We start from the raw sequence: 21,979 nt of genomic DNA, 5'->3' as shown, positions 1-21,979 counted from the left end.
GGCTACGCCTCCTCTTCCTTCTTGTCCTTGCGGTTGAACTCGATCTCGACACGCGCCTTGACGACGTCGGCGAACTCGACCCGGCGGGCGGTGGGCTTGCGCCCCTTCACGCCCGGCACTTCGAGGTCGAGGCCGTCGTCGTCCACGGCGATGATCCGCGCGACCAGTTCTTCGGCTTCGGCGAGCTGGAGCTTGACCAGCCGGCCGGTGGCCCGTACGTAGTGGCGGTGCTGGGTCAGGGGGCGGTCGGCGCCGGGGGAGCTGACTTCGAGGACGTACTCGCCCTCGCCCATCGCGTCGGTCTCGTCGAGCTTCTCGGAGATCGCGCGGCTCAGCTCGGCACAGACGTCCAGCTCCACGCCCTCGTCCGAGTCGACGACGATCCGCAGCAGTCCACGACGGCCGGCCCGGGACACCTCGATCTCTTCCAGATCCAGGTCCTTCGCGTGGACGAGCGGCTCCACGAGTCCGCGCAGCCTGTCGCTCTGGGTGGTGCTCATCCGGGTGACTCCTCGGCCGCGTGTGCTGTTGTGGGTTCGCCGCGTGTTCGTCGCGTGTCAGACCAAAGGGTATCCGGTCCGGGAGGGTGTTGCCGTCCATCGCCCCGGGGCCCGCGGGTACGCTCGCCTGCGGTGATCCCGACGATCTTCGACCACGTAGCACAGCCGAGGGAGAGAGTGTGACGACGACGGGCAGGCGCGCACTCCTGACGGCGGGGATCTCCGCCGCCGCGGCGGCACTGTCGGGCTGCACCTCCGAGGCCCCCGGCCCCCGGAAGCCCAGCGCCGCCGAAGTGGAGGCCGAACGGATGGCACGGGCCGAGGCGAACCTGCGGCTGCGCTCCGTGACCGCCTCCAGGACCCTGCTGGAACGTTACGACGCGGCCCTCGCCGCGCACCCGGCCCTCGCGCCCCGGCTGAACCCGCTGCGGCGCTCGGTGGCGGCGCACGCCAAGGCCCTCGGCGAGGGCGGCACGACCGTACGGCCCGCGACGGCCTCACCGAGCGCCACCTCCGCGAAGCCCGCGCCCTCCCCCGTCCCCGTGACCGTCGCGGCCGACCCCCGGACCGCGCTCAAGGAGCTCGCGGCGGCCGAACGCACCGCCTCCGACGCGCACACCGCCGCGCTGGTCACGGCCCCGCCCGAGTACGCCCGGCTGCTCGCCTCCGTGGCCGCCGCCGGCGCCGCGCACGCGTACCTGCTGACCGAAGGAGCACGGGCATGAGCGCCCTCGACGCGACCCAGGCCGCGCTGGCCGCCGAACACGCGGCGGTGTACGGGTACGGGGTCGTCGGCGGCCGGATCGGTACCGAACGGCGGGCCGAGGCCAGCGCCGCGTACGAGGCGCACCGGGCGCGCCGGGAGGCGCTGCGCCGGAGCGTGCGCGACCTCGGCGGCACACCGGTCGCGGCGGAGGCCGCGTACGAGCTGCCGTTCCGGGTCACGGACCCGGCCGGCGCCGTGCGCCTGGCGGCCGTCCTGGAGGACCGGGTGGCCGGGATCTACTCCGACCTGGTCCGGGCCACCGAGGGCCCCGGGCGGCGCGAGGCGGCCGCCGCGCTGAGGGAGGCGGCGGTACGCGCCGTCCGCTGGCGCGGCAGCGACGTAACCTTTCCTGGGCTCGCCGAGCGGGTGTGAGTCCCGCCCCGACCGAAGGAACAACGTACGCATGGGTTTCGAACCGCCGCAGCGACTGATCAGGACGCTCGGTGAGACGTACGGGGACGCCGCGGCGGCCGAGTGGCTCGGGAAACTGCCCGAGCTCGCCGATCAGGTGCTCGACCACGCCTCGCTGGACACCGAACGGGTGATGGCGCCCGGCGGACGGAGCAGCCTGGTCGTGCTCGTCCGGCGGCCCGACGGCTCCCCCGCCGCGCTCAAGATCGCGCCCCCGTTCGCCCGGCCGGACCTGGAGCGGGACGCGCTCGCGCACTGGAACGGCTGGGGCGCGGTCCAGCTCCTCGGCGAGGCCGAGGAGGGCGCGCTCGTCCTCGAACGACTGCACCCCGAGGTCTCCCTGCGCTCGCTGCCCGAGGCGAAGGCGCTGCTGGAAGCGGCGGGGACCGTACGCAAGCTGTGGGTCGAGCCCGCGGCGGAGCACGGCTTCGAGACCGTGACCGGATGGACCGCCCGGCAGGCGGCGGCGATGGTCCCGTACCGGTCCGAGGCGGCGACCGCCGAGCTGACGGCGGCGGCGCTCGCGGCGCGCGAGGAGCTGGTGGCGGCCTCCTCGGAGTCGATGCTGCTGCACGGGAACTTCCGGCAGGGCAAGGTGCTCGGCGGCGATCGTGCGCCCTGGCTGGCCGTCGGCCCGGAGCCGCTGGTCGGCGAGCGGGCGTACGATCTGGCCCGGCTCGTACGGGACCGGGTCGAGGACCTGGTGGCCGCGTCCTCGGGCGCCTCCGCGGCCCGGCGGCGGGTCAACAAACTGGCGGACTCCCTGGACCTGGACCGGGAGCGGCTGCGCGGCTGGACGCTGTTCCGCGCGGTCGAGTCGGGCACGCGGGCGCTGACGGCGGGACGCCGACAGGATGCCGAGCTGCTCCTGGAGTTCGCGAGCTGGCTGTAGGGGAATACCCTTTTTGTACCGTTCGGCTCAATCCAGGGGGCCGTGATGATCGAAGACCTGCTGGTGGCTGCGGCCGGCGTGGCCGCGGCGGCCGCCGTGTACGCGGCTGCGGCGGCGCGCGTCGTGAAGCAGTACGAGCGAGGAATCGTCTTCCGCTTCGGCCGGCTGCGCGACGACGTGCGGGCGCCCGGCTTCACGATGATCGTTCCGGGCGTGGACCGCCTGCACAAGGTGAACATGCAGATCGTCACGATGCCCGTGCCCGCACAGGAGGGCATCACCCGGGACAACGTGACGGTGCGGGTCGACGCGGTCGTCTACTTCAAGGTCGTCGACGCGGCGGACGCCCTCATACGGGTCGAGGACTACAAGTTCGCGGTCTCGCAGATGGCCCAGACCTCGCTGCGGTCGATCATCGGCAAGAGCGATCTGGACGACCTGCTGTCCAACCGCGAGAAGCTCAACCAGGGCCTTGAACTGATGCTCGACAGCCCGGCGATGGGCTGGGGCGTCGCGATCGACCGCGTCGAGATCAAGGACGTCTCCCTCCCGGAGACGATGAAGCGCTCGATGGCCCGGCAGGCCGAGGCCGACCGGGAACGCCGGGCGCGGGTCATCAACGCGGACGCGGAACTCCAGGCCTCGAAGAAGCTGGCGGAGGCGGCAGCGGTCATGTCCGACCAGCCCGCGGCGCTGCAACTGCGCCTACTGCAGACGGTGGTGGCGGTGGCGGCGGAGAAGAACTCGACGCTGGTACTGCCGTTCCCGGTGGAGCTGCTGAGGTTCCTGGAGCGGTCGACGTTGGGGGCTCCGGCCGCCGTGAACGAGGAACGCGCCGTGACGCCGACGCCGCCGCCGGTCAGTGACGCGTATCTGAAGGGCGCGGCCCACGCGGCGGAAGGGGTGGAGCCGGTGGAGGACCTGGCGGGGGCGTCGGTGGAGCCGGCGCCACCGGAGGAAGGCGCCTGAGGGTTCCACGACGCGAGGGAGGGGCGGGGGCCTCGGGGCCCCGCCCCTCCCTCACGCTTCCCACCGTCAGGCGGTCAGGCGGGCGATCGCCTCGTCCACCGTCAGTTCCTCACGGTCGCCCGTGCGGCGGTCCTTGAGCTCCACGACGCCCTCCGCCGAGCGACGGCCCGCGACCAGGATCTTCGGGACGCCCATCAGCTCCGCGTCGGTGAACTTGACGCCCGGGGAGACGCCCGCGCGGTCGTCGACCAGGACGCGGAGGCCCGCGGCGGACAGCTTGTCGGAGACCTCAAGGGCCAGCTCGGTCTGGAGGGCCTTGCCGGCCGCGACGACGTGGACGTCGGCCGGGGCGACCTCGGCGGGCCAGCACAGGCCCTTCTCGTCGGCCGACTGCTCGGCCAGCGCGGCGACGGCGCGCGAGACGCCGATGCCGTACGAGCCCATGGTCACGCGGACGGGCTTGCCGTTCTGGCCGAGGACGTCGAGCTTGAGGGCGTCGGCGTACTTGCGGCCCAGCTGGAAGATGTGGCCGATCTCGATGGCGCGGTCCAGCTTCAGGCCGGTGCCGCACTTGGGGCACGGGTCGCCCTCCTGCACGACGACGACGTCGACGTACTCCTCGACCTCGAAGTCACGGCCCGCGACGACGTTCTTCGCGTGCATGCCGTCCTTGTTGGCACCCGTGATCCACGCGGTGCCCGGGGCCACCCGGGGGTCGGCGATGTACGTGACCTTCTCCAGGCCCTGCGGGCCGACGTAGCCCCGTACGAGGTCCGCGCGCTCGGCGAAGTCCGCCTCGGTGACCATCTCGACGGTCGCCGGGGCGAAGTGCTCCTCGACCTTGCCCATGTCGACCTCGCGGTCGCCGGGCACGCCCACGGCGACGATCTCGCCGTCGACCTTGACCAGGAGGTTCTTCAGCGTGGCGGAGGCGGGGACGCCGAGCGAGGCGGCCAGCGTCTCGATGGTCGGGGTGTCGGGGGTGGGGATCTCCTCGGCGGCCGGGACGGCGGAGCCGTCGACCGGCTGCAGCTCGTACGAGATCGCCTCGGTGTTCGCCGCGAAGTCGCAGTTCGGGCAGTCGGCGAAGGTGTCCTCGCCGGCCTCGGCCGGGGCGAGGAACTCCTCGGACTTCGAGCCGCCCATCGCGCCGGCGGTGGCCGCGACGATGCGGTAGTCGAGGCCGAGGCGCTCGAAGACCCGCTGGTAGGCCTGGCGGTGCAGGGCGTAGGACTGGGCGAGGCCCTCGTCCTCCGTGTCGAAGGAGTACGAGTCCTTCATCAGGAACTCGCGGCCGCGGAGGATGCCGGCGCGGGGGCGGGCCTCGTCACGGAACTTGTTCTGGATCTGGTAGAGGATGACCGGCAGGTCCTTGTAGGACGAGCACTGGTCCTTGACCAGGAGGGTGAAGATCTCCTCGTGCGTCGGGCCGAGGAGGTAGTCGCCGCCCTTGCGGTCCTGGAGGCGGAAGAGCTCGGCGCCGTACTCGTCCCAGCGGCCCGTCGCCTCGTACGGCTCACGCGGCAGCAGCGCGGGGAGGGTGACCTCCTGCGCGCCGATCGCGTCCATCTCCTCGCGGACGATGCGCTCGATATTGGAGAGGACCTTCTTGCCGAGGGGCAGCCAGCTCCAGATGCCGGCGGCGGTGCGGCGCACGTAACCGGCACGGACGAGGAGCTTGTGACTGAGGACCTCGGCGTCGGCCGGGTCGTCGCGCAGCGTCTTCGCCATCAACTGGGACATGCGCTGGACCGGTGCGTTGGCCATGGTTCTCGTACTCCTGCCGGGTAAGGATGGTGCCCCGAGATTAGCCGGGCCGCCCCGAGTCGGAGAAATCAGTTCCGGCGCTTGAGCGGCAGGGGCGCGCCCATCACCGCGTACGGGCGAGCGGCGCTCGGGAAGTGGACCTGGCGGGCGAGGTCCTCGTAGCCGAGCGAGCGGTAGAGGCCGCGGGCCGGGCTCTCGGTGTCGATCGCGGAGAGGATCGAGCGCGGCTCGGCGGCGCTGTCGGTGATGGTGGTGATCAGCTCGCGGCCCACGCCGCGCCCCTGGTGGTCCGGGTGGACGTGCAGTTCGGTGATGACGAAGGAGTCGTCGAGCCAGTCGGTGGTGCCGGTGGCGCGCAGATAGGACTCGACGACGGTGGACCACCAGTGACCGCGGTCGTTGGGCATCCCGTACACGAATCCGACGAGCTTCCCGTCGGTGGTGGTGGCCCCGTAGGCGCGGGCGCCGGGGCTCATCAGGTGGCGCAGCACGATGTGCCGGCGTACGGCGATCTCGTCCTCGTCCAGGCCGAAGGCGAGCGCCTGCACGGCGAGTGCCTCGTCCACGCGGGCGGCGAGATTGACCGGTCCGATCATGACTTCTGCGTCATCCATGCGGCGCACCCTACAAGCGGCCGGGGCCTCAGAACAGCACGCTCATGAAGGCGCCGGTCTCCTGGAAGCCGACGCGGCGGTACGAGGCCCTCGCGGGGGTGTTGTAGTCGTTCACGTACAGGCTGACGACGGGTGCGACATCCGCCAGGGCGTACCGGAGGACGGCGGCCATGCCCGATTCGGAGAGGCCCTTGCCGCGGTGCTCGGGGGCGACCCAGACGCCCTGGATCTGGCAGGCCTGGCGGGTGGCGGCGCCGATCTCGGCCTTGAAGACGACCTTGCCGTCCTCGATGCGGGCGAAGGAGCGGCCGGCGCCGACGAGCTCGGCGACCCGGGCCTGGTAGAGCAGTCCACCGTCGTTGGCGAGCGGGGAGATGCCGACCTCCTCGGTGAACATGGCCACGCAGGCGGGCATGATCACGTCCATCTCGTCCTTGCGGACGCGGCGCACCAGCGGGTCGGGGGCGACGGTGACGGAGGTTTCCTCGGCGACCATCAGCGGCTGCCGGGCGCGGACGTCCCTTGCCGGCCCCCAGCTGGGCTCCAGGAGCCGCCACAGTTCGGTGGTGGGCTCGGCGGGGCCGACGATCGAGGAGCAGCGGCGGCCGATCCTGCGGGCCCGGTCGGCGAAGGCGCGGACGGCCTCGGGGGTCGCGCAGAGGGGCACGAGGTTGGCGCCGGAGTAGCAGAGGGAGCGCAGCCGGCCCTCGCTGTACCAGCCCCACATCTCGCCGCCGAGGCGCCAGGGGTCGAGCCCGGCGACCTGGACGCGGGCGGTCACGAAGGCGTTCTCGACGGGGGCGCTCTCCAGAACGGCGAGTGCGGCGCCGAGGTCGGCGGGTTCGAGGACCCGGGTGGCGGGTTGTGTCAGCACGAAGGGGGCCTCACCGTACGGTTCTACGTGGTCCCAGCACTTTACCCCGCTCGCCTGTGGCGGGGCCCTTCACGCACACGAAGCCCCTCCGCCCGGTGGGGTGGAGGGGCTTCGACGTGGGAGGCCGGGGGTCAGCCGGCGACGGCGACCGACGGCTCGCCGCTGGCGACGCCGTCCTTCTCCATCTGCTCGGCGATCTTCAGCGCCTCTTCGATGAGGGTCTCGACGATCTTCGACTCGGGGACGGTCTTGATGACCTCGCCCTTGACGAAGATCTGGCCCTTGCCGTTACCCGAGGCGACGCCGAGGTCGGCCTCGCGGGCCTCGCCCGGGCCGTTGACGACGCAGCCCATGACGGCCACGCGCAGCGGGACGGTCATGCCGTCGAGCCCGGCGGTGACCTCCTCCGCCAGCTTGTAGACGTCGACCTGGGCGCGGCCGCAGGACGGGCAGGAGACGATCTCCAGGCGGCGCTGGCGCAGGTTCAGCGACTCCAGGATCTGCATGCCGACCTTGATCTCCTCGGCCGGCGGCGCGGAGAGGGAGACCCGGATGGTGTCGCCGATGCCCTGGGAGAGCAGCGCGCCGAAGGCGACGGCCGACTTGATGGTGCCCTGGAAGGCGGGGCCCGCCTCGGTGACGCCGAGGTGCAGCGGGTAGTCGCACTGGGCGGCGAGCTGGCGGTAGGCCTCGACCATGATCACCGGGTCGTTGTGCTTGACCGAGATCTTGATGTCGCGGAAGCCGTGCTCCTCGAAGAGGGAGGCCTCCCAGAGGGCGGACTCGACGAGCGCCTCGGGGGTGGCCTTGCCGTACTTCTTGAGCAGGCGCGCGTCGAGCGAGCCGGCGTTGACGCCGATGCGGATCGGGGTGCGGGCGTCGGAGGCCGCCTTGGCGATCTCCTTGACCTTGTCGTCGAACTGCTTGATGTTGCCGGGGTTGACGCGGACCGCCGCGCAGCCCGCGTCGATCGCCGCGAAGACGTACTTCGGCTGGAAGTGGATGTCGGCGATCACCGGGATCTGCGACTTCCGCGCGATGACCGCGAGGGCGTCGGCGTCGTCCTGGGTGGGGCAGGCCACGCGCACGATCTGGCAGCCGGAGGCCGTCAGCTCGGCGATCTGCTGCAGCGTGGCGCCGATGTCGGACGTGCGGGTGGTGGTCATCGACTGCACGGAGACGGGTGCGTCACCGCCGACGGCCACGCTGCCGACCTGGATCTGGCGGCTCTTGCGCCGCTCGGCGAGCCGGGTCGGGACGGTCGGGATACCGAGAGAAATCGCGGTCATCTTTTGTGCAACCTCAAGGTTGTGCGTCGGCGGGCTCAGGTCTCCGAGGTTACCGCCCCGGGGGCGGGAGGCCGGACACCACGGGGTCCGGCCTCCCCTGGGAACTACGTGATCTTCACCGGATTGACGATGTCGGCGGCGAGGACGAGCAGCGTGAAGCAGACGAAGACACCGGCCACCACGTAGGCGGCGGGCATCAGCTTGGCCACGTCGAACGGGCCGGGGTCGGGGCGCTTGAAGATCCGGGCCGTGTGGCGGCGTACGGACTCCCACAGGGCGCCCGCGATGTGACCGCCGTCGAGCGGCAGCAGCGGGAGCATGTTGAACAGGAACAGCGAGACGTTGAACATCACCAGGATGTTCATGAAATACACGAGGATCCGCTCGGGCGGGGCCTCGACGGTCATCAGTTCGCCGGTGATCCGGGCGGCGCCCAGGACACCGACCGGCGAGTCGTCGGCGCGCTCGCCGTCGCCGAACGTGGCGTCCCACAGGCCGGGGATCTTCTGCGGGAGGGCGATGACGGAGTGGACACCGGTCTCCAGGAGCTCGGTCATCCGGTCGGTGGTCTCACCGAAGGAGAGGGGCGCGACCTCGGTCTTGGAGGAGAAGCCGAGGTAGCCGGCGGGCCCGTACGCGACGGGCCGGACGACGTTGCCGTCCTCGTCCTTCTTCGGCACCTGGTTGGAGACGAGCGTGGGGTGCAGGTCGATGCGCTGTCCGGCCCGCTCGATGGTGACCGTCGCCGGGCCGATGGTGTCGCGGATGCGGTCGGAGAGGGTGTCCCAGTCGCTCACCGGGGTGCCGTTGAAGGCGACGATCTTGTCGCCCTCCTTGAGGCCGGCCTTGAACGCCGGGGAGACCGGGTCACTCGCCGCGCACTTCTCGCGCTTCTCGCTCTGCTTGATCACGCACTTCTGGACGCCCGCGACCTGCGTCGTCTGGCCCTCGATGCCCAGCGTCATCATCGAGCCGAAGAACAGCGCCGCCGCCAGGACCAGGTTCATGAACGGTCCGGCGAACATCACGATCACGCGCTTCCACGGCTTGCGCGTGTAGAAGAGCCGGGTCTCGTCGCCGGGCTTGAGCTCCTCGTACGAGGCCTCCCGGGCGTCCTCGATCATGGAGCGCCAGGGCGAGGTGGAGCGGGCCTCGATCTTGCCGTCCTCGCCCGGCGGGAACATGCCGATCATGCGGATGTAGCCGCCGGCGGGGATGGCCTTGATGCCGTACTCGGTCTCGCCGCGCTTCCTCGACCAGACCGTGGGTCCGAAGCCGACCATGTACTGCGGCACGCGGATGCCGAAGAGCTTGGCCGTGGAGAGGTGGCCCAGCTCGTGCCAGGCGATGGAGACGAGGAGGCCGAGGGCGAACAGCACGATGCCCAGGGCGTACAGGAGCATTTCGTTCATGCGCGGGCCTCCGCTGTTGCCTTCGCTGCGAGCTCTCGGGCCCGGGCGCGTGCCCAGGTCTCCGCTTCGAGGACGTCCGACACCGTGAGCGAGGTTCCCCCGCCGGGCTTTCCGTGCTCGGTGACGACCGCTGTGACCGTATCCATGATTCCGTTGAACGGCAGCCGTCCCGCGAGAAACGCCTCGACGCACTCCTCGTTGGCGGCGTTGAACACGGCGGGGGCGGTGCCGCCCAGCTCGCCGACGTGCCGGGCCAGGCCGACCGACGGGAACGCCTCGGTGTCGAGCGGGAAGAACTCCCAGGTGGAGGCCTTGGACCAGTCGAACGCGGGGGCCGCGTCCGGGACCCGCTCGGGCCAGCCGATGCCGATGGCGATCGGCCCGCCCATGTCCGGCGGGGTGGCCTGGGCGAGCGTGGAGCCGTCCGTGAACTCCACCATCGAGTGCACGTACGACTGCGGGTGGACGACGACCTCGATGCGGTCGAAGGGGATGTCGTAGAGCAGGTGGGCCTCGATGACCTCCAGGCCCTTGTTGACCAGGGTGGCGCTGTTCACCGTGATCACCGGGCCCATGGCCCAGGTCGGGTGGGCGAGCGCGTCCTCGCGGGTGACGTCGGCGAGCTGCGCGCGCGTACGGCCGCGGAAGGGGCCGCCGGAGGCGGTGACGACCAGCTTGCGGACGTCGGCGCGGGTGCCCGCGGCCAGCGCCTGGAAGAGGGCGGCGTGCTCGGAGTCGACCGGGATGATCTGACCGGGCTTCGCGAGCGCCTTCACCAGGGGGCCGCCGACGATCAGCGACTCCTTGTTGGCGAGGGCGAGGGTGCGGCCGGCTTCGAGGGCGGCGAGGGTCGGCGCCAGGCCGATGGAGCCGGTGATGCCGTTGAGGACGGTGTGGCACGGCGAGGCGGCGAGCCGAGTGGCGGCGTCGGGGCCCGAGAGGAGCTCGGGCAGCGGCTCGGAGCCGTACAGCGCCTTCAGCGCGTCACGCAGCTCCGGCAGCACCTCCTCGCGGGCCACGGCGACCGCGGCGACCTTCAGCCGGTACGCCTGCTCGGCGAGCAGCGCGACCCGGCCGCCCGAGGCGGCCAGGGCGGTGACCCGGAAGCGGTCGGGGTTGCGCAGCACCAGGTCGATGGCCTGGGTACCGATGGACCCGGTCGAGCCGAGGACGACGATGTCCCGGCGTCCTTCGGAGACGTCGAAGGCGATATGGGGATCGGCGAGAGGAGAGGGGCGGTCGCTCATGCCCCCCATTCTTGCCGCAAACGCCGGCCGGTCTTCACGGGGGCGGGCTTCACCGGTTGCGGACGAACGTGTCGAAGACCCGGTGGAAGTCGGGGAACGTCTTCTTCACACAGCCGGGGTCGTCGAAGGTGATGCCGGGAGTGCGCAGGGCGGTGACCGCGAAGGCCATGACGATCCGGTGGTCGCCGTGGGTGGCGATCTCGACGGGTCCGGTGGGCGTGCCGGGGTGGATCTCGATCCAGTCGGGGCCGGTGCGGACGGTGATGCCGAGGCGGCGGAGGTTCTCGGCGCAGGCGTCGAGGCGGTCGCACTCCTTGACCCGGGTGTTGGCGACGTCCTCGATGCGGACCGGCCCGTCGGCGAAGGGCGCGATCGCGGCGAGCGTCGGCATCGTGTCGGAGATGTCCCGCATGTTGACCGTGAGGCCGCGCAGGGTGCCGGTGGAGCGGACGGTGGTGCCCGTGTCGCCGATCTCGACGTCGGCGCCCATGCGGCGCAGCACGTCGACGAAGCCGAGGTCGCCCTGGAGCGCGCCGGTGCCGAGGCCGGGGACGGTGACGGAGCGCCCGGGTTCGAGGGCCGCGGCGGCGAAGAAGTAGCTGGCGGTGGAGGCGTCGGGCTCGATGCCGTACGTCCTGGCCCGGTAGCCGGTGGGGGCGACCCGGTAGGTCCGTCCCTCCTGGCGGATCTCGGCGCCGAAGCTCCGCATCATCGCCAGCGTGATCTCGACGTACGGCTCCGAGACCAGGTCGGTGACGGTGATGTCGAGGCCCTCGGCGGTGAGCGGACCCAGCATGAGCAGGGCCGTCAGGTACTGGGAGGACTGGCCGGCGTCGAGGGTGAGCGCGCCGCCCTTCACACCGTGGGCGTGGACGTCGAGGGGGTGGTGCCCCTCCTTCTCGCCGTGCCGCAGGTCGACGCCGAGGGTGCGCAGGGCCTCCGTCAGCGGGGCGAGGGGCCGCCGTCTCATCTGCGCGGAGGCGTCGAAGCGGTAGGTGCCGTGGCCCGCGGCGGCGAGGGTGGGCAGGAAGCGGGCGGTGGTGGCGCCGTCGCGGCAGTAGACGTCGGCGGTGTCCGCGCCGGGGCCGGCGGGGCGGCCCTCGATGTGCCAGGCGTCGGGCTCGCGGCGGACGGCGTAGCCGAGGGCGGCGAGGCCCTCGGCGAAGCCCTCGGTGTCGTCGGAGACGAGGGGCCTGAGGAGGGTGGTGGTGCCCTCGGCCGCGGCGGCGAGGAAGAGCGCGCGGGCGGTGACGGACTTGGAGCCGGGGATGTCGATGACGGTCACGTCCCACATCCTGCCGTTCCGTCCCGCCCGGTGGACCCGCGTTCCGCATGGCGGAACGCGGGCGGGTCGTTCATGGGATGCGGCGGTGGACGTCCTCCTGCGTCGAGGGGCCGGGGGTGGCGTCCGCGATCCAGGGGCCGTCGTCGCTCGGGTCGACGATGCCCTCCTCCAGCCAGGTGTACCGGCCGGCGAGGACGCCGTCGGCGACCCGCCGGTCGAGGTCGTCGGTGTTGGACCAGAGCCGCCCGAAGAGCTCCTCGATCCGCAGCCGGGCCTGGTGGCAGAAGGCGTCGGCGAGCTGATGGGCCTCGCGGCCGTGGTCTCCGGTGGTGCGCAGGAGTTCGGCCCGTACGCAGGCGGCGCTCATCGCGAAGAGTTCGGCGCCGATGTCGACGATCCGGCCGAGGAAGGCCTGCTTGAGCTCCATCCGGCCCTGCCAGCGGGACATCGCGTAGAAGGTGGAGCGGGCGAGCTTGCGGGAGGTCCGCTCGACGTACCGGAGGTGCCCCGCCAGCTCGCCGAACTCCCCGTACGCCCCCGGCAGCTGTCCGGGCCCGGTGACGAGGCCGGGCAGCCAGCGGGCGTAGAAGCCGCCCGCCCGCGCACCGGCCTTCGCCTTGTCGGCGAGAGACTTCCCGGGGTCGATGAGGTCACCGGCGACGGAGAGGTGGGCGTCGACCGCCTCGCGGGCGATCAGCAGATGCATGATCTCGGTCGAGCCCTCGAAGATCCGGTTGATCCGCAGATCGCGCAGGACCTGCTCGGCGGGGACGGCGCGTTCGCCGCGGGCGGCGAGCGAGTCGGCGGTCTCGTAGCCGCGGCCGCCCCGGATCTGGACGAGTTCGTCGGCGATGAGCCAGGCCATCTCGGAGCCGTACAGCTTGGCGAGGGCGGCCTCGATCCGGATGTCGTTGCGGTCCTCGTCGGCCATCTGCGACGCGAGGTCGACGACCGCCTCCAGGGCGAAGGTGGTGGCCGCGATGAAGGAGATCTTGGTGCCGACGGCCTCGTGCCGGCCGACCGGCCCGCCCCACTGCTCGCGGACGCCCGCCCATTCGCGGGCGATCTTCAGGCACCACTTCCCGGCGCCCGCGCAGGCCGCGGGGAGCGAGAGGCGGCCGGTGTTGAGGGTGGTGAGGGCGATCTTGAGACCGGCGCCCTCGGGGCCGATGCGGTGGGCGGCGGGCACGCGCACGCGGTGGAAGCGGGTGACGCCGTTCTCCAGGCCGCGCAGGCCCATGAAGGCGTTGCGGTGCTCGACGGTGATGCCGGGCGAGTCGGCCTCGACGACGAAGGCGGTGATGCCGCCGGGGTGTCCCTCGGAGGCGGGCACGCGGGCCATGACGACGAGCAGGTCGGCCACGACCCCGTTGGTGGTCCAGAGCTTGACCCCGTCGAGGACGTACGAGTCCCCGTCGGGCACCGCGGTGGTCGCGAGGCGCGCCGGGTCGGAGCCGACGTCGGGCTCGGTGAGCAGGAAGGCGGAGAGGTCGGTACGGGCGAGCCGCGGCAGGAACGCGTCCTTCTGCTCCTGGGTGCCGAAAAGCTTAAGCGGCTGCGGTACGCCGATCGACTGATGCGCGGAGAGCAGCGCGCCGACGGCGGGACTGGCGGAGCCCACGAGGGCGAGGGCGCGGTTGTAGTACAGCTGGGTGAGGCCGAGGCCGCCGTACTTCCGGTCGATCTTCATCCCGAGCGCGCCGAGTTCCTTGAGCCCGGTGAGCGTCTCGTCGGGGATGCGCGCCTCGCGCTCGATGCGGGCGCCGTCGATCCGGGTCTCGCAGAACGCGCGGAGGGTGGCGAGAAAGGCCTCGCCGCGCCGGGCGTCCTCCTCGGCGGGGAGCGGGTGGGGATGGACGAGGTCCAGCCGGAACCGGCCGAGGAACAGCTCCTTGGCGAAGCTGGGCTTGTGCCAGTCCCGCTCGCGTGCGGCCTCGGCGGTCTGCCGGGCCTCGTGCGCTGTGACCTTGGGCCGCTGGGTGGGGGCGGACATGGACACCTCCTTGGGCTTCGTGTCCGTCGTACCCGATTTCTGGCATTTCGGAAAGAGGAGGGACGCCGCTCCGCCCGCGTCCTCCTGCTGAGACGCCCCGACCGTCCGGGAGGGGCGCGCGTAGGGTCCGCGGCATGTCTCAGTCGATCAAGCTCATCGTCCTCGTCGCCACGCTGCCCGGCCGGGGTGCGGAACAGGTCGCCGCCTTCGAGGCGCTCGCACCCCTCGTACGGGCGGAGGACGGCTGCCTGCAGTACGACCTCCACCGGGTGGCGGACGACCCCGACCGCTTCGCCCTGATCGAGCGCTGGGCCTCGGCCGAGGCCCTCGCCGCGCACGACGCCGCCCCGCACATGGCCGCGGCCGACGCCGCGAACAAGGCCTTCCGGGCCGGGCCCGCCGAGGTCGTCCGCCTCGTCGACGCACCCGTCGCATGACGAAAGGCGGTCCGAGCCCCCGCACAGTGGGCTCGGACCGCCTGGTTCGGTGAGGCGTACGCCTCGGAGGGCACCTCGGGGAAGGCTTCGGAGGGCGCGCCCCGGAGGGCCTCGGAAGGCGCCTTAGAGGGCGAGGCCCGTCAGGACGAGGACACGCTCGTAGGTGTAGTCGTCCATCGCGAACTTGACGCCCTCGCGGCCGACGCCGGAGCGCTTGGCGCCGCCGTACGGCATCTGGTCGGCGCGGTACGAGGGGACGTCGCCGACGATCACGCCGCCGACCTCCAGGGCGCGGTGGGCGCGGAAGGCGGCCTGCAGGTCGTGGGTGAAGACACCGGCCTGGAGGCCGAAGTCGGAGTCGTTGACCGCGGCGAAGGCCTCGGCCTCACCGTCGACCTTGGCGATCGTCAGGACCGGGCCGAAGACCTCGGCGCGGGCCAGGGTGACGTCCGCCGGAAGCTCGGCGAGCACGGTCGGGGCGTAGGTCGCACCCTCGCGCTTGCCGCCCGCGAGGAGCTTGGCGCCGGCGGCGACGGCCTCGTCCACCCAGGACTCGACGCGCTTCGCGGCGGCCTCGTCGACCAGCGGGCCGACGTCGGTGGCGGCGTCGGACGGGTCACCGGTGACCTGGGCCTCGACGGCGGCGACGATCTTCGGCAGCAGGCGGTCGTGGACGGAGGAGTCGACGATCACGCGCTGGACGGAGATGCAGGACTGGCCGCCCTGGTAGTTGGAGAAGGTGGCGATACGGCTCGCCGCCCAGTCCAGGTCCTCCTCGGAGGACCAGTCGGGGAGGACCACGGCCGCGGCGTTGCCGCCGAGCTCCAGGGTGCAGTGCTTGTGCGGCACCGACTGCTGGATGGCGTAGCCGACCGTGTCGGAGCCGGTGAAGGAGATGACCGGGAGGCGCTCGTCCTGGACGAGGGCGGGCATGCGGTCGTTCGGCACGGTCAGGATCGACCAGGAGCCGGCCGGCAGGTCGGTCTCGGCCAGGATCTCGCCCAGGATCAGGGAGGAGATCGGCGTCGACGGGGCCGGCTTGAGGATGATCGGGGCGCCGACGGCGATGGCCGGAGCGACCTTGTGGGCGCTGAGGTTCAGCGGGAAGTTGAACGGCGCGATGCCGAGGACGACGCCCTTGGGGATACGGCGGGTGAGGGCGAGGCGGCCCGCGCCGCCGGCCTCGGTGTCCAGGCGCTGGGCCTCGCCGGAGTTCCAGCGGCGGGCCTCCTCGGCGGCGAAACGGAAGACGGAGACGGCACGGCCGACCTCGCCGCGGGCCCACTTGATGGGCTTGCCGTTCTCGGCGGAGATCAGCAGGGCGATCTCCTCGGTGCGCTCGGCGAGCCGCTTCGACACGTGGTCGAGGGCGGCGGCACGGACGTGCGCCGGGGTCGCGGCGAACTCGTCGACGACGGCGTGCGCGGCGGCGACGGCCTCCTCGACCTGGGCCTCGGTGGGCACGCTGACCTTGCCGACCAGACGCCCGTCGAAGGAGTTCGTGACGTCGAAGGTGGCCTCGCCGGTGGCCTCGCGGCCGGCGAGCCAGAAGGCGTGGGTGGTCGTCATTGCGTCCCGGCCCTTTCCGTATCGGGGGGTGCGAGCGATTGCTCTCGTGACACGTTAGGGCCGAGGCGGCGAGGGTGGGCTTGTCCGGTGTGGAGTGATGGGTCCGGACCGCTGTCCGAATTGGCCGAAGCAGGGCCGGTAGTCGCGTATCAGGAGGCCCGGGGTCGATGAAACCCGGTCAGGCCGGCGGGCGGTGATCATCCGCGCCGCTCCGTGGAGACGATCAGACAGACTCCGCCGACGACGATCGCGCCGCCGAGGACGATGGGCCACGACAGGGCCTCGTTGAGGACGAGGGCGCCGAGGGCGACCGCGACGACGGGGTTCACGTACGCGTAGGTGGCGACGAGCGAGAGCGGTGCGGCCTGGAGGAGCCAGGCGTACGCCGTGAAGGCCAGCAGCGAGCCGAAGACGATCAGATAGGCGAGCGCGGCCCAGGAACGGGTCGAGATCTCCGCCAGGTCGAGACCGTGCTGCTCGCCCCGGAACAGGCCGATGGCCACGCCGACGAGACCGCCCACGACCATCTCGTACGCACTGGCCGTGAAGGGGTTCGCGGGCATCGGGAGACGCGCGGAGGAGAACGAACCGATTGACCACATCAAGGTCGCGACCACGACGAGGACGACCCCGACGACCTTCACGTCACCGCTGAGACCCGGCAGGGTCAGCACGGCGAGGCCCGCGAGCCCCAGAAGCACACCGGCGACCCCGCCGACGCTCGGCCGCTGGCCGGTCGCGGCCTTCATGACGACGACCCAGGCCGGGACGACGGAGATCAGCAGGGCGGCCAGGCCGGAGGGTATGGAGGTCTCGGCGAGGACGACGAGGCCGTTGCCGCCGGGGATCAGGAGCAGACCGACGAGCACGGCCGAACCGAGCTGCCGGCGGTTGACCTTGAGGGCGGCGGGCCCCTGGCGCCAGGCGATGATCCCGGCGAGGAGCAGACCGGCGGTGACGAAGCGGGCGCCCGAGGAGAGGAACGGCGGCATCGTCTCGACGACGATCCGGATGCCGAGGTACGTGGAGCCCCAGACGACGTACACGATGCCGAGCGCGGCCCACACGGCCCCGGTGATCCGACGGACTGGAACGGCGGGAGTGGCGGCGGGAATCTCGGTACGGGGCTCGGTGGTGGCCGGGGGCGCCTCGGGGGCCGGATCGACGGCGGGGCTTGTCATGAGCAGGAGAGTAAGGAGTCAGGGGCCCGATGACCAAGAAAATTGCCCGCATTCGGGCAGGCGGGGGCGGATGGGCGGGCGTGTGGAGGCCGTTCAGGGGGAATGGCAGGATGTCCCGACCCGTGGGGGAAGCAGTCGTCCCCTGGGGAAAGCAGCGGAAGAAGTAGACGACAGGTAGGGGGAAACACATGGTCCTGCTCGCCTTGATCGGCGTCCTGGTGCTCGCCGTCGGAGGGTGCGTCTGCGTGGTCTGGGCCGCGCGGGGCGGGCCCCGGTGGGTCCGCGGGGTCGCCGCCGTGACCCTGGCGGCCGGAAGCGTGGTGCGCAGCAACCGGCGACGCGGCCTGGGGTCGAACAACAACAACTACAGCGGCGACGGGGGCGCGAGCGCGGACGGCTGACGGGCCGAAGGGGCTGGGGGCCGGGGGCCGGAGGTCCGGAGGCCGGGGGCGGAGGCCCAGGGAGATCCGGAGGCCGGGGGTCCGGAGGCCGGGGGTCCGAAGGCCGGGGGTCCGAAGGCCGGGGGTCCGGAGGCCGGGGGTCCGAAGGCCCTTGATGTCCTGGCCCCGCACCACGGCACCCCCACCACGGGGAGGGGACCCGGACCGCCCCGCCCTGCCCCGTCTCCTACTCCGTGCCCTCCCCCGTCGCCTTCAGCGCCAGCCACAGCTCCATGCGTACGTCCGGGTCGTCGAGGGAGCGGCCGAGGATCTCCTCCACGCGCCGCATCCGGTAGCGCAGGGTGTGCCGGTGGACGCCCAGGTCGGCCGCGGCCGCGTCCCACTGGCCGTGCCGGGAGAGCCAGGCGCGCAGGGAGGCGACCAGGTCGCCGCGGCCCGTCGCGTCGTGGTCCCGCAGCGCGCGCAGCATCCCGTCGGCGAAGGCGCGGACGGCGTCGTCGGCGAGGAGCGGCAGGACCGAGCCCGCCGCGAGGTCCTCGTGCTCGACCAGCGCCTTGCCCCGCCGCCTGGCCACCGAGAGCGCCTGTTCCGCCTGCTTGTACGCCGCGGCGGCCGTGATCGGTCCGGCGGGGGCCGAGAGGCCGATGGTGACGCCGGACTCCTCCGCGTCCCGTTCCGCGTACCCCTCGCAGGCGGCGACGACCGCGCCCGCGTCCCCGGCGAGGACGACGAGCCGCTGCTCGCTCTCGGGGACGGTGAGCACCGCCTCGCCCGCCCGTGCGGCCGCCGACTCCAGAGCCTCGGCGAGCACGTGCAGCGCCGGTTCGCCGGTCGGGTCGCCGCCGGCGGGTTCCGCGACGAGCAGCCGGAAGGGGGCGTCGAGGAGCCCGCCGTACACATCGCCGGCCACCGCGCGCGCGTGGTCCGGCTGGCCCGCGAGCATCATCTTCAGGACCGCCTCGCCGAGCCGCTGTTCGGCGGCCTGCAGCGAACGGGAACGCTCCGTCGTGAGGGTGAGCAGGGCGATCGCCGAGTGCACGGCGTACCGCTCGGCCGTCCCGAGGGGCGCGCCGGTACCGACCGCGAGGGCGCCACGGACCCGGCGTCCGGAGCCGAGCGACTGGAGTTCGACGCGGTCGTCCGTACCGCCGACGACGGCGCTGGCGGGTGCGGGCCGGTCGCGCAGCCGCTCCACGTCGGGGGTGAGGCGGGCGGCCCGGCGTGCCGCCCAGTCGGGTGAGGCGGCGACGACGGTGCCGGCGGTGTCGTAGAGGGCGGCCCAGCCGTCGACGTGCGCGGCGAGCCGGGCGACGACGGCCTCGGGGCCCTCGGCGAGCGCGGCGCGGGTCAGCTCGCGCTGTGCCTCGAAACCGGCGGTGACGGCCCGGTACTGGTCGGCGGAGATGGCCGCGGACACGGCCTTGCTGATGGCGAGGAAGGGGGTCCGGCGGGGCACTTCGAGGAGGGGCAGATGCTCCTCGCGGGCCGCTTCGAGCAGGGCCGGCGGGATCTCCTCGTAGTTGACGCCCACGGCGAAGCCGAGCCCGACGACACCGGCGCCGAGCAGCCGCCGCACGTAACGGCGCATCGCCTCCAGGTCCTCGGCGTCGAGGGTGAGCGCGGTGGTGAGGAGGAGTTCGCCGCCCTCCATGTACGGGACGGGGTCGGCGAGCTCGCTGACGTGCGCCCAGCGGACAGGGGTGTCCAGGCGGTCCTCACCGGCCCGGACGACGAGCTTCAGCGAGGAGTGCTGGACGAGCGAGGCGAGGGTGGGCGGCATTGGGGACCGTCGGACCTTTGAGCGAGGGGTCGCCGCCCAGCCGAGCGGCGACCCCGATTGTGCCAGGGCAAGCCGATGCCCGCTCCGGCTCCGCGCCGCACGCAACCCCGGCTCCGCGCCGCGCGCGACCCCGGGCCCGACCGGATCCGATCCGGCTCCCGGCCGCCTTCCCCCTGTGCTCCCGGCTGCCTCAGCTCCGCAGATCCACCAGCAGGGGTGGCGTGTGCTCGCCCCGCACATGGGTGAGGGACAGCACGGCATGCCCGGCGGGGACGTCGTGGGCGAGGTCGGAGGCCGACCATCGCTGCCGCTCCACCTCCCGTACGGTGACGGCCTCGGCCGTCGTCGCCTTGCCGGTCACGAGGCGCCGCATGAAGTGCAGGGCCTTGGTGAGCGGCTCGTCGGAGATGATCTGGCGATTGGTGACGTCCCGGGTCTGCACCCATTCGGTGCCCCAGGTCTCCGCGAACCGTCCTCCGTCCCAGGGCGCGACCCCGGCGAAAGCCATCCGGCAGCCGACCGCCCCGAGCAGCGGCTCACGCAGCGCCTCGGGGACGTCCTCCAGGCTGCGCAGGGCGAGGACGACGCCGGCGTTGGCGGAGCGCAGCCGCTGGACGGCCCGTACGGATTCGCCGGTGACGGTGTACGTGGCGTCGTCGAGGACCAGGCAGGCGAAGAGGGAACGGTCGCGGCGGGCGAGGGCCGCCTCGGCGAACTGGGCGAGCAGCAGCCGGGAGACGATCCGGGAGGCTTCGGCGTGGCCGCGCTCGGGGAGGTCGACCCGGACGCGGAGGGGGTGCTCGACGGCGCGGAGGGAGAACTGCGGCTTCGCGTCTTCGGAGTGCTCCGGTCGGAAGAAGTGGGCGAAGGCGGGCCGGTCGAGGAACGCGATGCGCTCGGCAAGCAGGACGCCGACCTCGTCGCCGCGGTCCGCCTGACGCTGCCGGGCGTCGAGCTCACGCAGTTGGGCGGGGTCTCCGGCGACGGCTTCGCGCAGCGCGGCGAGCGCCTCGGGCGTCCCGCCGAGCAGCTCGCGCAGCTCGGGCACGCCGGGGAATCGGCCGTACGCCGCCAGGAACGGACCGATCAGCTGCGCAAGCGCGGTGGCGGCCCGACGGCTGTCGGCGACCAGATCTCCGACGAGCCCTTCGGCGAGGATCCGGGCGGCTTCGTCGGGGTCGTCGGCCCCGCCGTACAGGTCGAGGTCGTGGGTGGACTCGGGTCGCCCGACGGAGACGACCACGTCGAAGGCCCCGTCAGGGCCGACCGAAGCACCATGGGCGGTGACGGCCACGACGACGGCCCGGTTGGCGAGGGCCTGGAGGCAGAGCGACTCGACGACGGGGCGCACGAGCCGCACCGTCTTCCCCGCCCCTGCCGGCCCGACCGCGAGCAAGGAGGTCCCGAGAAGCCCCGGTTCCAGGGCGACACCCGTGGTGCGGCGGACGTAAGGATTGCGGGGGTGGTCGGCGACCGTCCCGATGAGCACCTGCTCGGTGGCCAGGTCGTGGGTGGCGGTACGGACGGGAAGGTCACGCAGACCCGAGGGATGGCCGCAGGCCGCGGCGCCCCGGCTGCGTACGGCCTCGGTGAAGGCGGCGAGCCGCTCCGGCCGCGTCCGTACGCCCTGCCACGCACGGCGGATCCGGGCGTAGTCGACGTCCCCGAGCACGCCTTGGCGGGTGGCCTCGGCAAGCTGGGCGGCGGTCTCGCTCAGACCGGCGTCGCGCAGCTCGGGCCACTCGGCGGGGTCGGCGGCGGGGCGAGGTGACGGGGGCGTAACGGCGGCCGTGGAGCCCCCGGTTCCGAAGCGTCGCCGCACGGGGGGCCAGGCGCCGACCCGGCCGACGGCCGCGACGACGGCGGCAATGAGGAGCACGTAATAGAGGTTGGAGGCCCAGGTGAGCCAAGGCCACTCGGCCGTGCGGGGCATCTCGCGCCAGACTCCCGGCAGGAGCACGAACAGGGGCCACACGGGAACGCCGTAGCGCTGCCAGACCTCCCGCCAGTTGCCGGCGCGGCCGAAGCCGACGGCGAACAGGACAAGGAGGACGGCGTACCAGAGGTACTGCGCGGCGATGTACATCTCGAAGTCGGGGCTGTCCTGGTTCCGCCAGTCGGTGGGCACGAGCCACAGCATCGGCAGCTGCCACCACTTGTCGACGAAGATCCATCCTCCCTCCAGATAGCCGTTCCACAGCAGCGACCACAGCAACCAGCCGCAGAGGTACGCGATCAACGCGCCGGTGATCAGCTGACGGCCGGGCACGACGTCCGGTGCCTGCTCGGGCCGCTCACGGTGCCCTAGCCGCCAGACGCCGGGGGCGGCGGCAGGGCGGGGGATCCGGAGCCACTCGGCGACCCCGAGCCTGGTGGGCGCCTGCGCGGGCGGTTGCGGGACGGCCGGCCGGTCCGCGGCCGGCCGTGGACCGGCCCCGGCCCGACCCGCTTGTCCGGCCTGGGGCGCCTGGCCTGTCTGCCGGGTGTGCGGCACGGGGTGCGGCCCCTGAGGCGGCGACGCGGGCGGCACGGGCGGACCCGCCGGCCGCGGGACCGCGCTCCCCCGCGTGTCGCGTGACTCGTACGTGCCGT

At 72.6% G+C, this 21,979-nt stretch carries 19 protein-coding genes; 6 read left to right on the top strand and 13 right to left on the bottom strand.

Annotation, left to right across the window (positions count from 1 at the left end):
* Window positions 1–2 precede the first annotated feature (2 nt).
* Window positions 3–500 (bottom strand): ribosome maturation factor RimP, encoded by a 498-nt coding sequence (rimP, locus tag OG514_RS21890; protein ID WP_266897290.1) that lies wholly within the window; start codon window positions 498–500, stop codon window positions 3–5.
* A 179-nt stretch (window positions 501–679) separates the two neighbouring features.
* Here rimP and OG514_RS21885 point away from each other — a divergent pair, with 179 nt between their 5' ends.
* From OG514_RS21885 to OG514_RS21870, 4 genes are read left to right on the top strand one after another with little or no spacing between them, the layout of a single operon-like run.
* On the top strand, window positions 680–1,225 hold the full coding sequence (locus OG514_RS21885) for a hypothetical protein (protein ID WP_266897288.1): 546 nt from the start codon (window positions 680–682) through the stop codon (window positions 1,223–1,225).
* Entirely contained in the window at window positions 1,222–1,638 is a 417-nt protein-coding gene (locus OG514_RS21880; RefSeq protein WP_266897286.1) for a ferritin-like domain-containing protein, read from the top strand. Before OG514_RS21885 ends, OG514_RS21880 begins: the two co-directional genes overlap by 4 nt.
* A 31-nt stretch (window positions 1,639–1,669) precedes the next feature.
* Window positions 1,670–2,569, top strand: coding sequence for an aminoglycoside phosphotransferase family protein (locus tag OG514_RS21875; protein WP_266897284.1), 900 nt, complete (start codon window positions 1,670–1,672; stop codon window positions 2,567–2,569).
* A 45-nt stretch (window positions 2,570–2,614) separates the two neighbouring features.
* Complete coding sequence (locus tag OG514_RS21870) at window positions 2,615–3,538, top strand: slipin family protein (RefSeq protein WP_266897282.1); 924 nt, start codon at window positions 2,615–2,617, stop codon at window positions 3,536–3,538.
* A 66-nt stretch (window positions 3,539–3,604) separates the two neighbouring features.
* Here the strand turns inward: OG514_RS21870 and OG514_RS21865 are convergent, their stop codons facing one another.
* The 8 genes from OG514_RS21865 to OG514_RS21830 all read right to left on the bottom strand — a co-directional run bounded on the left by OG514_RS21865 (window position 3,605) and on the right by OG514_RS21830 (window position 14,019).
* Window positions 3,605–5,305 carry a proline--tRNA ligase gene (locus OG514_RS21865; RefSeq protein WP_266897280.1) on the bottom strand — a complete coding sequence of 567 codons (1,701 nt, stop codon included), beginning with the start codon at window positions 5,303–5,305 and terminating at the stop codon, window positions 3,605–3,607.
* Between the two features lie 68 nt (window positions 5,306–5,373).
* Window positions 5,374–5,919 carry a GNAT family N-acetyltransferase gene (locus OG514_RS21860; protein WP_266897278.1) on the bottom strand — a complete coding sequence of 182 codons (546 nt, stop codon included), beginning with the start codon at window positions 5,917–5,919 and terminating at the stop codon, window positions 5,374–5,376.
* A gap of 28 nt (window positions 5,920–5,947) precedes the next feature.
* Window positions 5,948–6,793: a GNAT family N-acetyltransferase gene (locus OG514_RS21855; protein ID WP_266897276.1), complete on the bottom strand. Its 846-nt coding sequence runs from the start codon at window positions 6,791–6,793 to the stop codon at window positions 5,948–5,950.
* A gap of 131 nt (window positions 6,794–6,924) precedes the next feature.
* Window positions 6,925–8,082, bottom strand: coding sequence for a flavodoxin-dependent (E)-4-hydroxy-3-methylbut-2-enyl-diphosphate synthase (gene ispG, locus OG514_RS21850; protein ID WP_266897274.1), 1,158 nt, complete (start codon window positions 8,080–8,082; stop codon window positions 6,925–6,927).
* A 104-nt stretch (window positions 8,083–8,186) separates the two neighbouring features.
* Complete coding sequence (locus OG514_RS21845) at window positions 8,187–9,494, bottom strand: RIP metalloprotease (RefSeq protein WP_266897272.1); 1,308 nt, start codon at window positions 9,492–9,494, stop codon at window positions 8,187–8,189.
* Complete coding sequence (dxr, locus tag OG514_RS21840) at window positions 9,491–10,741, bottom strand: 1-deoxy-D-xylulose-5-phosphate reductoisomerase (protein ID WP_266897270.1); 1,251 nt, start codon at window positions 10,739–10,741, stop codon at window positions 9,491–9,493. Before dxr ends, OG514_RS21845 begins: the two co-directional genes overlap by 4 nt.
* 49 nt (window positions 10,742–10,790) lie before the next feature.
* Window positions 10,791–12,026, bottom strand: coding sequence for a 3-phosphoshikimate 1-carboxyvinyltransferase (gene aroA / locus OG514_RS21835; RefSeq protein ID WP_266897268.1), 1,236 nt, complete (start codon window positions 12,024–12,026; stop codon window positions 10,791–10,793).
* Between the two features lie 70 nt (window positions 12,027–12,096).
* Window positions 12,097–14,019, bottom strand: coding sequence for an acyl-CoA dehydrogenase family protein (locus OG514_RS21830; protein ID WP_266897266.1), 1,923 nt, complete (start codon window positions 14,017–14,019; stop codon window positions 12,097–12,099).
* A 134-nt stretch (window positions 14,020–14,153) separates the two neighbouring features.
* On the opposite strand from OG514_RS21830, the gene OG514_RS21825 reads away from it, so the two are divergent.
* On the top strand, window positions 14,154–14,456 hold the full coding sequence (locus OG514_RS21825; RefSeq protein ID WP_266897264.1) for a putative quinol monooxygenase: 303 nt from the start codon (window positions 14,154–14,156) through the stop codon (window positions 14,454–14,456).
* Between the two features lie 123 nt (window positions 14,457–14,579).
* Here the strand turns inward: OG514_RS21825 and OG514_RS21820 are convergent, their stop codons facing one another.
* Both OG514_RS21820 and OG514_RS21815 read right to left on the bottom strand, forming a co-directional pair.
* Window positions 14,580–16,025, bottom strand: a complete 1,446-nt coding sequence (locus tag OG514_RS21820; protein ID WP_266897262.1) for an aldehyde dehydrogenase family protein — start codon at window positions 16,023–16,025, stop codon at window positions 14,580–14,582.
* Between the two features lie 197 nt (window positions 16,026–16,222).
* The gene (locus OG514_RS21815) at window positions 16,223–17,206 is read right to left on the bottom strand and encodes an EamA family transporter (RefSeq protein WP_266897260.1); all 984 of its coding nucleotides are present in this window, start codon (window positions 17,204–17,206) and stop codon (window positions 16,223–16,225) included.
* A 188-nt stretch (window positions 17,207–17,394) separates the two neighbouring features.
* Here OG514_RS21815 and OG514_RS21810 point away from each other — a divergent pair, with 188 nt between their 5' ends.
* Window positions 17,395–17,607: a hypothetical protein gene (locus tag OG514_RS21810; protein ID WP_266897258.1), complete on the top strand. Its 213-nt coding sequence runs from the start codon at window positions 17,395–17,397 to the stop codon at window positions 17,605–17,607.
* A 226-nt stretch (window positions 17,608–17,833) separates the two neighbouring features.
* Here OG514_RS21810 and OG514_RS21805 read toward each other — a convergent pair whose 3' ends face one another.
* Both OG514_RS21805 and OG514_RS21800 read right to left on the bottom strand, forming a co-directional pair.
* A complete protein-coding gene (locus OG514_RS21805) occupies window positions 17,834–19,387 on the bottom strand; it encodes a PucR family transcriptional regulator (protein ID WP_266897256.1) in 1,554 nt (517 codons plus the stop codon).
* A 190-nt stretch (window positions 19,388–19,577) separates the two neighbouring features.
* Window positions 19,578–21,656 carry an ATP/GTP-binding protein gene (locus OG514_RS21800; RefSeq protein ID WP_323181662.1) on the bottom strand — a complete coding sequence of 693 codons (2,079 nt, stop codon included), beginning with the start codon at window positions 21,654–21,656 and terminating at the stop codon, window positions 19,578–19,580.
* Between the last annotated feature and the right edge of the window lie 323 nt (window positions 21,657–21,979).

It is taken from the genome of Streptomyces sp. NBC_00572 (genome assembly GCF_026341815.1).
Lineage (GTDB): Bacteria > Actinomycetota > Actinomycetes > Streptomycetales > Streptomycetaceae > Streptomyces.
The sequence above is the reverse complement of the archived record's forward strand: the minus strand, read 5'-3'. Positions and strand labels throughout refer to the sequence as shown.

What these genes read in the sequence shown, in the direction of transcription:
- OG514_RS21865 (WP_266897280.1), bottom strand. Translation starts at nt 5,305, where the DNA reads ATGGCCAACGCACCGGTCCAGCGCATGTCCCAGTTGATGGCGAAGACG.
- OG514_RS21870 (WP_266897282.1), top strand. Translation starts at nt 2,615, where the DNA reads ATGATCGAAGACCTGCTGGTGGCTGCGGCCGGCGTGGCCGCGGCGGCC.
- OG514_RS21820 (WP_266897262.1), bottom strand. Translation starts at nt 16,025, where the DNA reads ATGACGACCACCCACGCCTTCTGGCTCGCCGGCCGCGAGGCCACCGGC.
- OG514_RS21880 (WP_266897286.1), top strand. Translation starts at nt 1,222, where the DNA reads ATGAGCGCCCTCGACGCGACCCAGGCCGCGCTGGCCGCCGAACACGCG.
- OG514_RS21830 (WP_266897266.1), bottom strand. Translation starts at nt 14,019, where the DNA reads ATGTCCGCCCCCACCCAGCGGCCCAAGGTCACAGCGCACGAGGCCCGG.
- rimP (WP_266897290.1), bottom strand. Translation starts at nt 500, where the DNA reads ATGAGCACCACCCAGAGCGACAGGCTGCGCGGACTCGTGGAGCCGCTC.
- OG514_RS21810 (WP_266897258.1), top strand. Translation starts at nt 17,395, where the DNA reads ATGGTCCTGCTCGCCTTGATCGGCGTCCTGGTGCTCGCCGTCGGAGGG.
- OG514_RS21875 (WP_266897284.1), top strand. Translation starts at nt 1,670, where the DNA reads ATGGGTTTCGAACCGCCGCAGCGACTGATCAGGACGCTCGGTGAGACG.
- OG514_RS21845 (WP_266897272.1), bottom strand. Translation starts at nt 9,494, where the DNA reads ATGAACGAAATGCTCCTGTACGCCCTGGGCATCGTGCTGTTCGCCCTC.
- OG514_RS21815 (WP_266897260.1), bottom strand. Translation starts at nt 17,206, where the DNA reads ATGACAAGCCCCGCCGTCGATCCGGCCCCCGAGGCGCCCCCGGCCACC.
- OG514_RS21805 (WP_266897256.1), bottom strand. Translation starts at nt 19,387, where the DNA reads ATGCCGCCCACCCTCGCCTCGCTCGTCCAGCACTCCTCGCTGAAGCTC.
- OG514_RS21860 (WP_266897278.1), bottom strand. Translation starts at nt 5,919, where the DNA reads ATGGATGACGCAGAAGTCATGATCGGACCGGTCAATCTCGCCGCCCGC.
- ispG (WP_266897274.1), bottom strand. Translation starts at nt 8,082, where the DNA reads ATGACCGCGATTTCTCTCGGTATCCCGACCGTCCCGACCCGGCTCGCC.
- dxr (WP_266897270.1), bottom strand. Translation starts at nt 10,741, where the DNA reads ATGAGCGACCGCCCCTCTCCTCTCGCCGATCCCCATATCGCCTTCGAC.
- OG514_RS21825 (WP_266897264.1), top strand. Translation starts at nt 14,154, where the DNA reads ATGTCTCAGTCGATCAAGCTCATCGTCCTCGTCGCCACGCTGCCCGGC.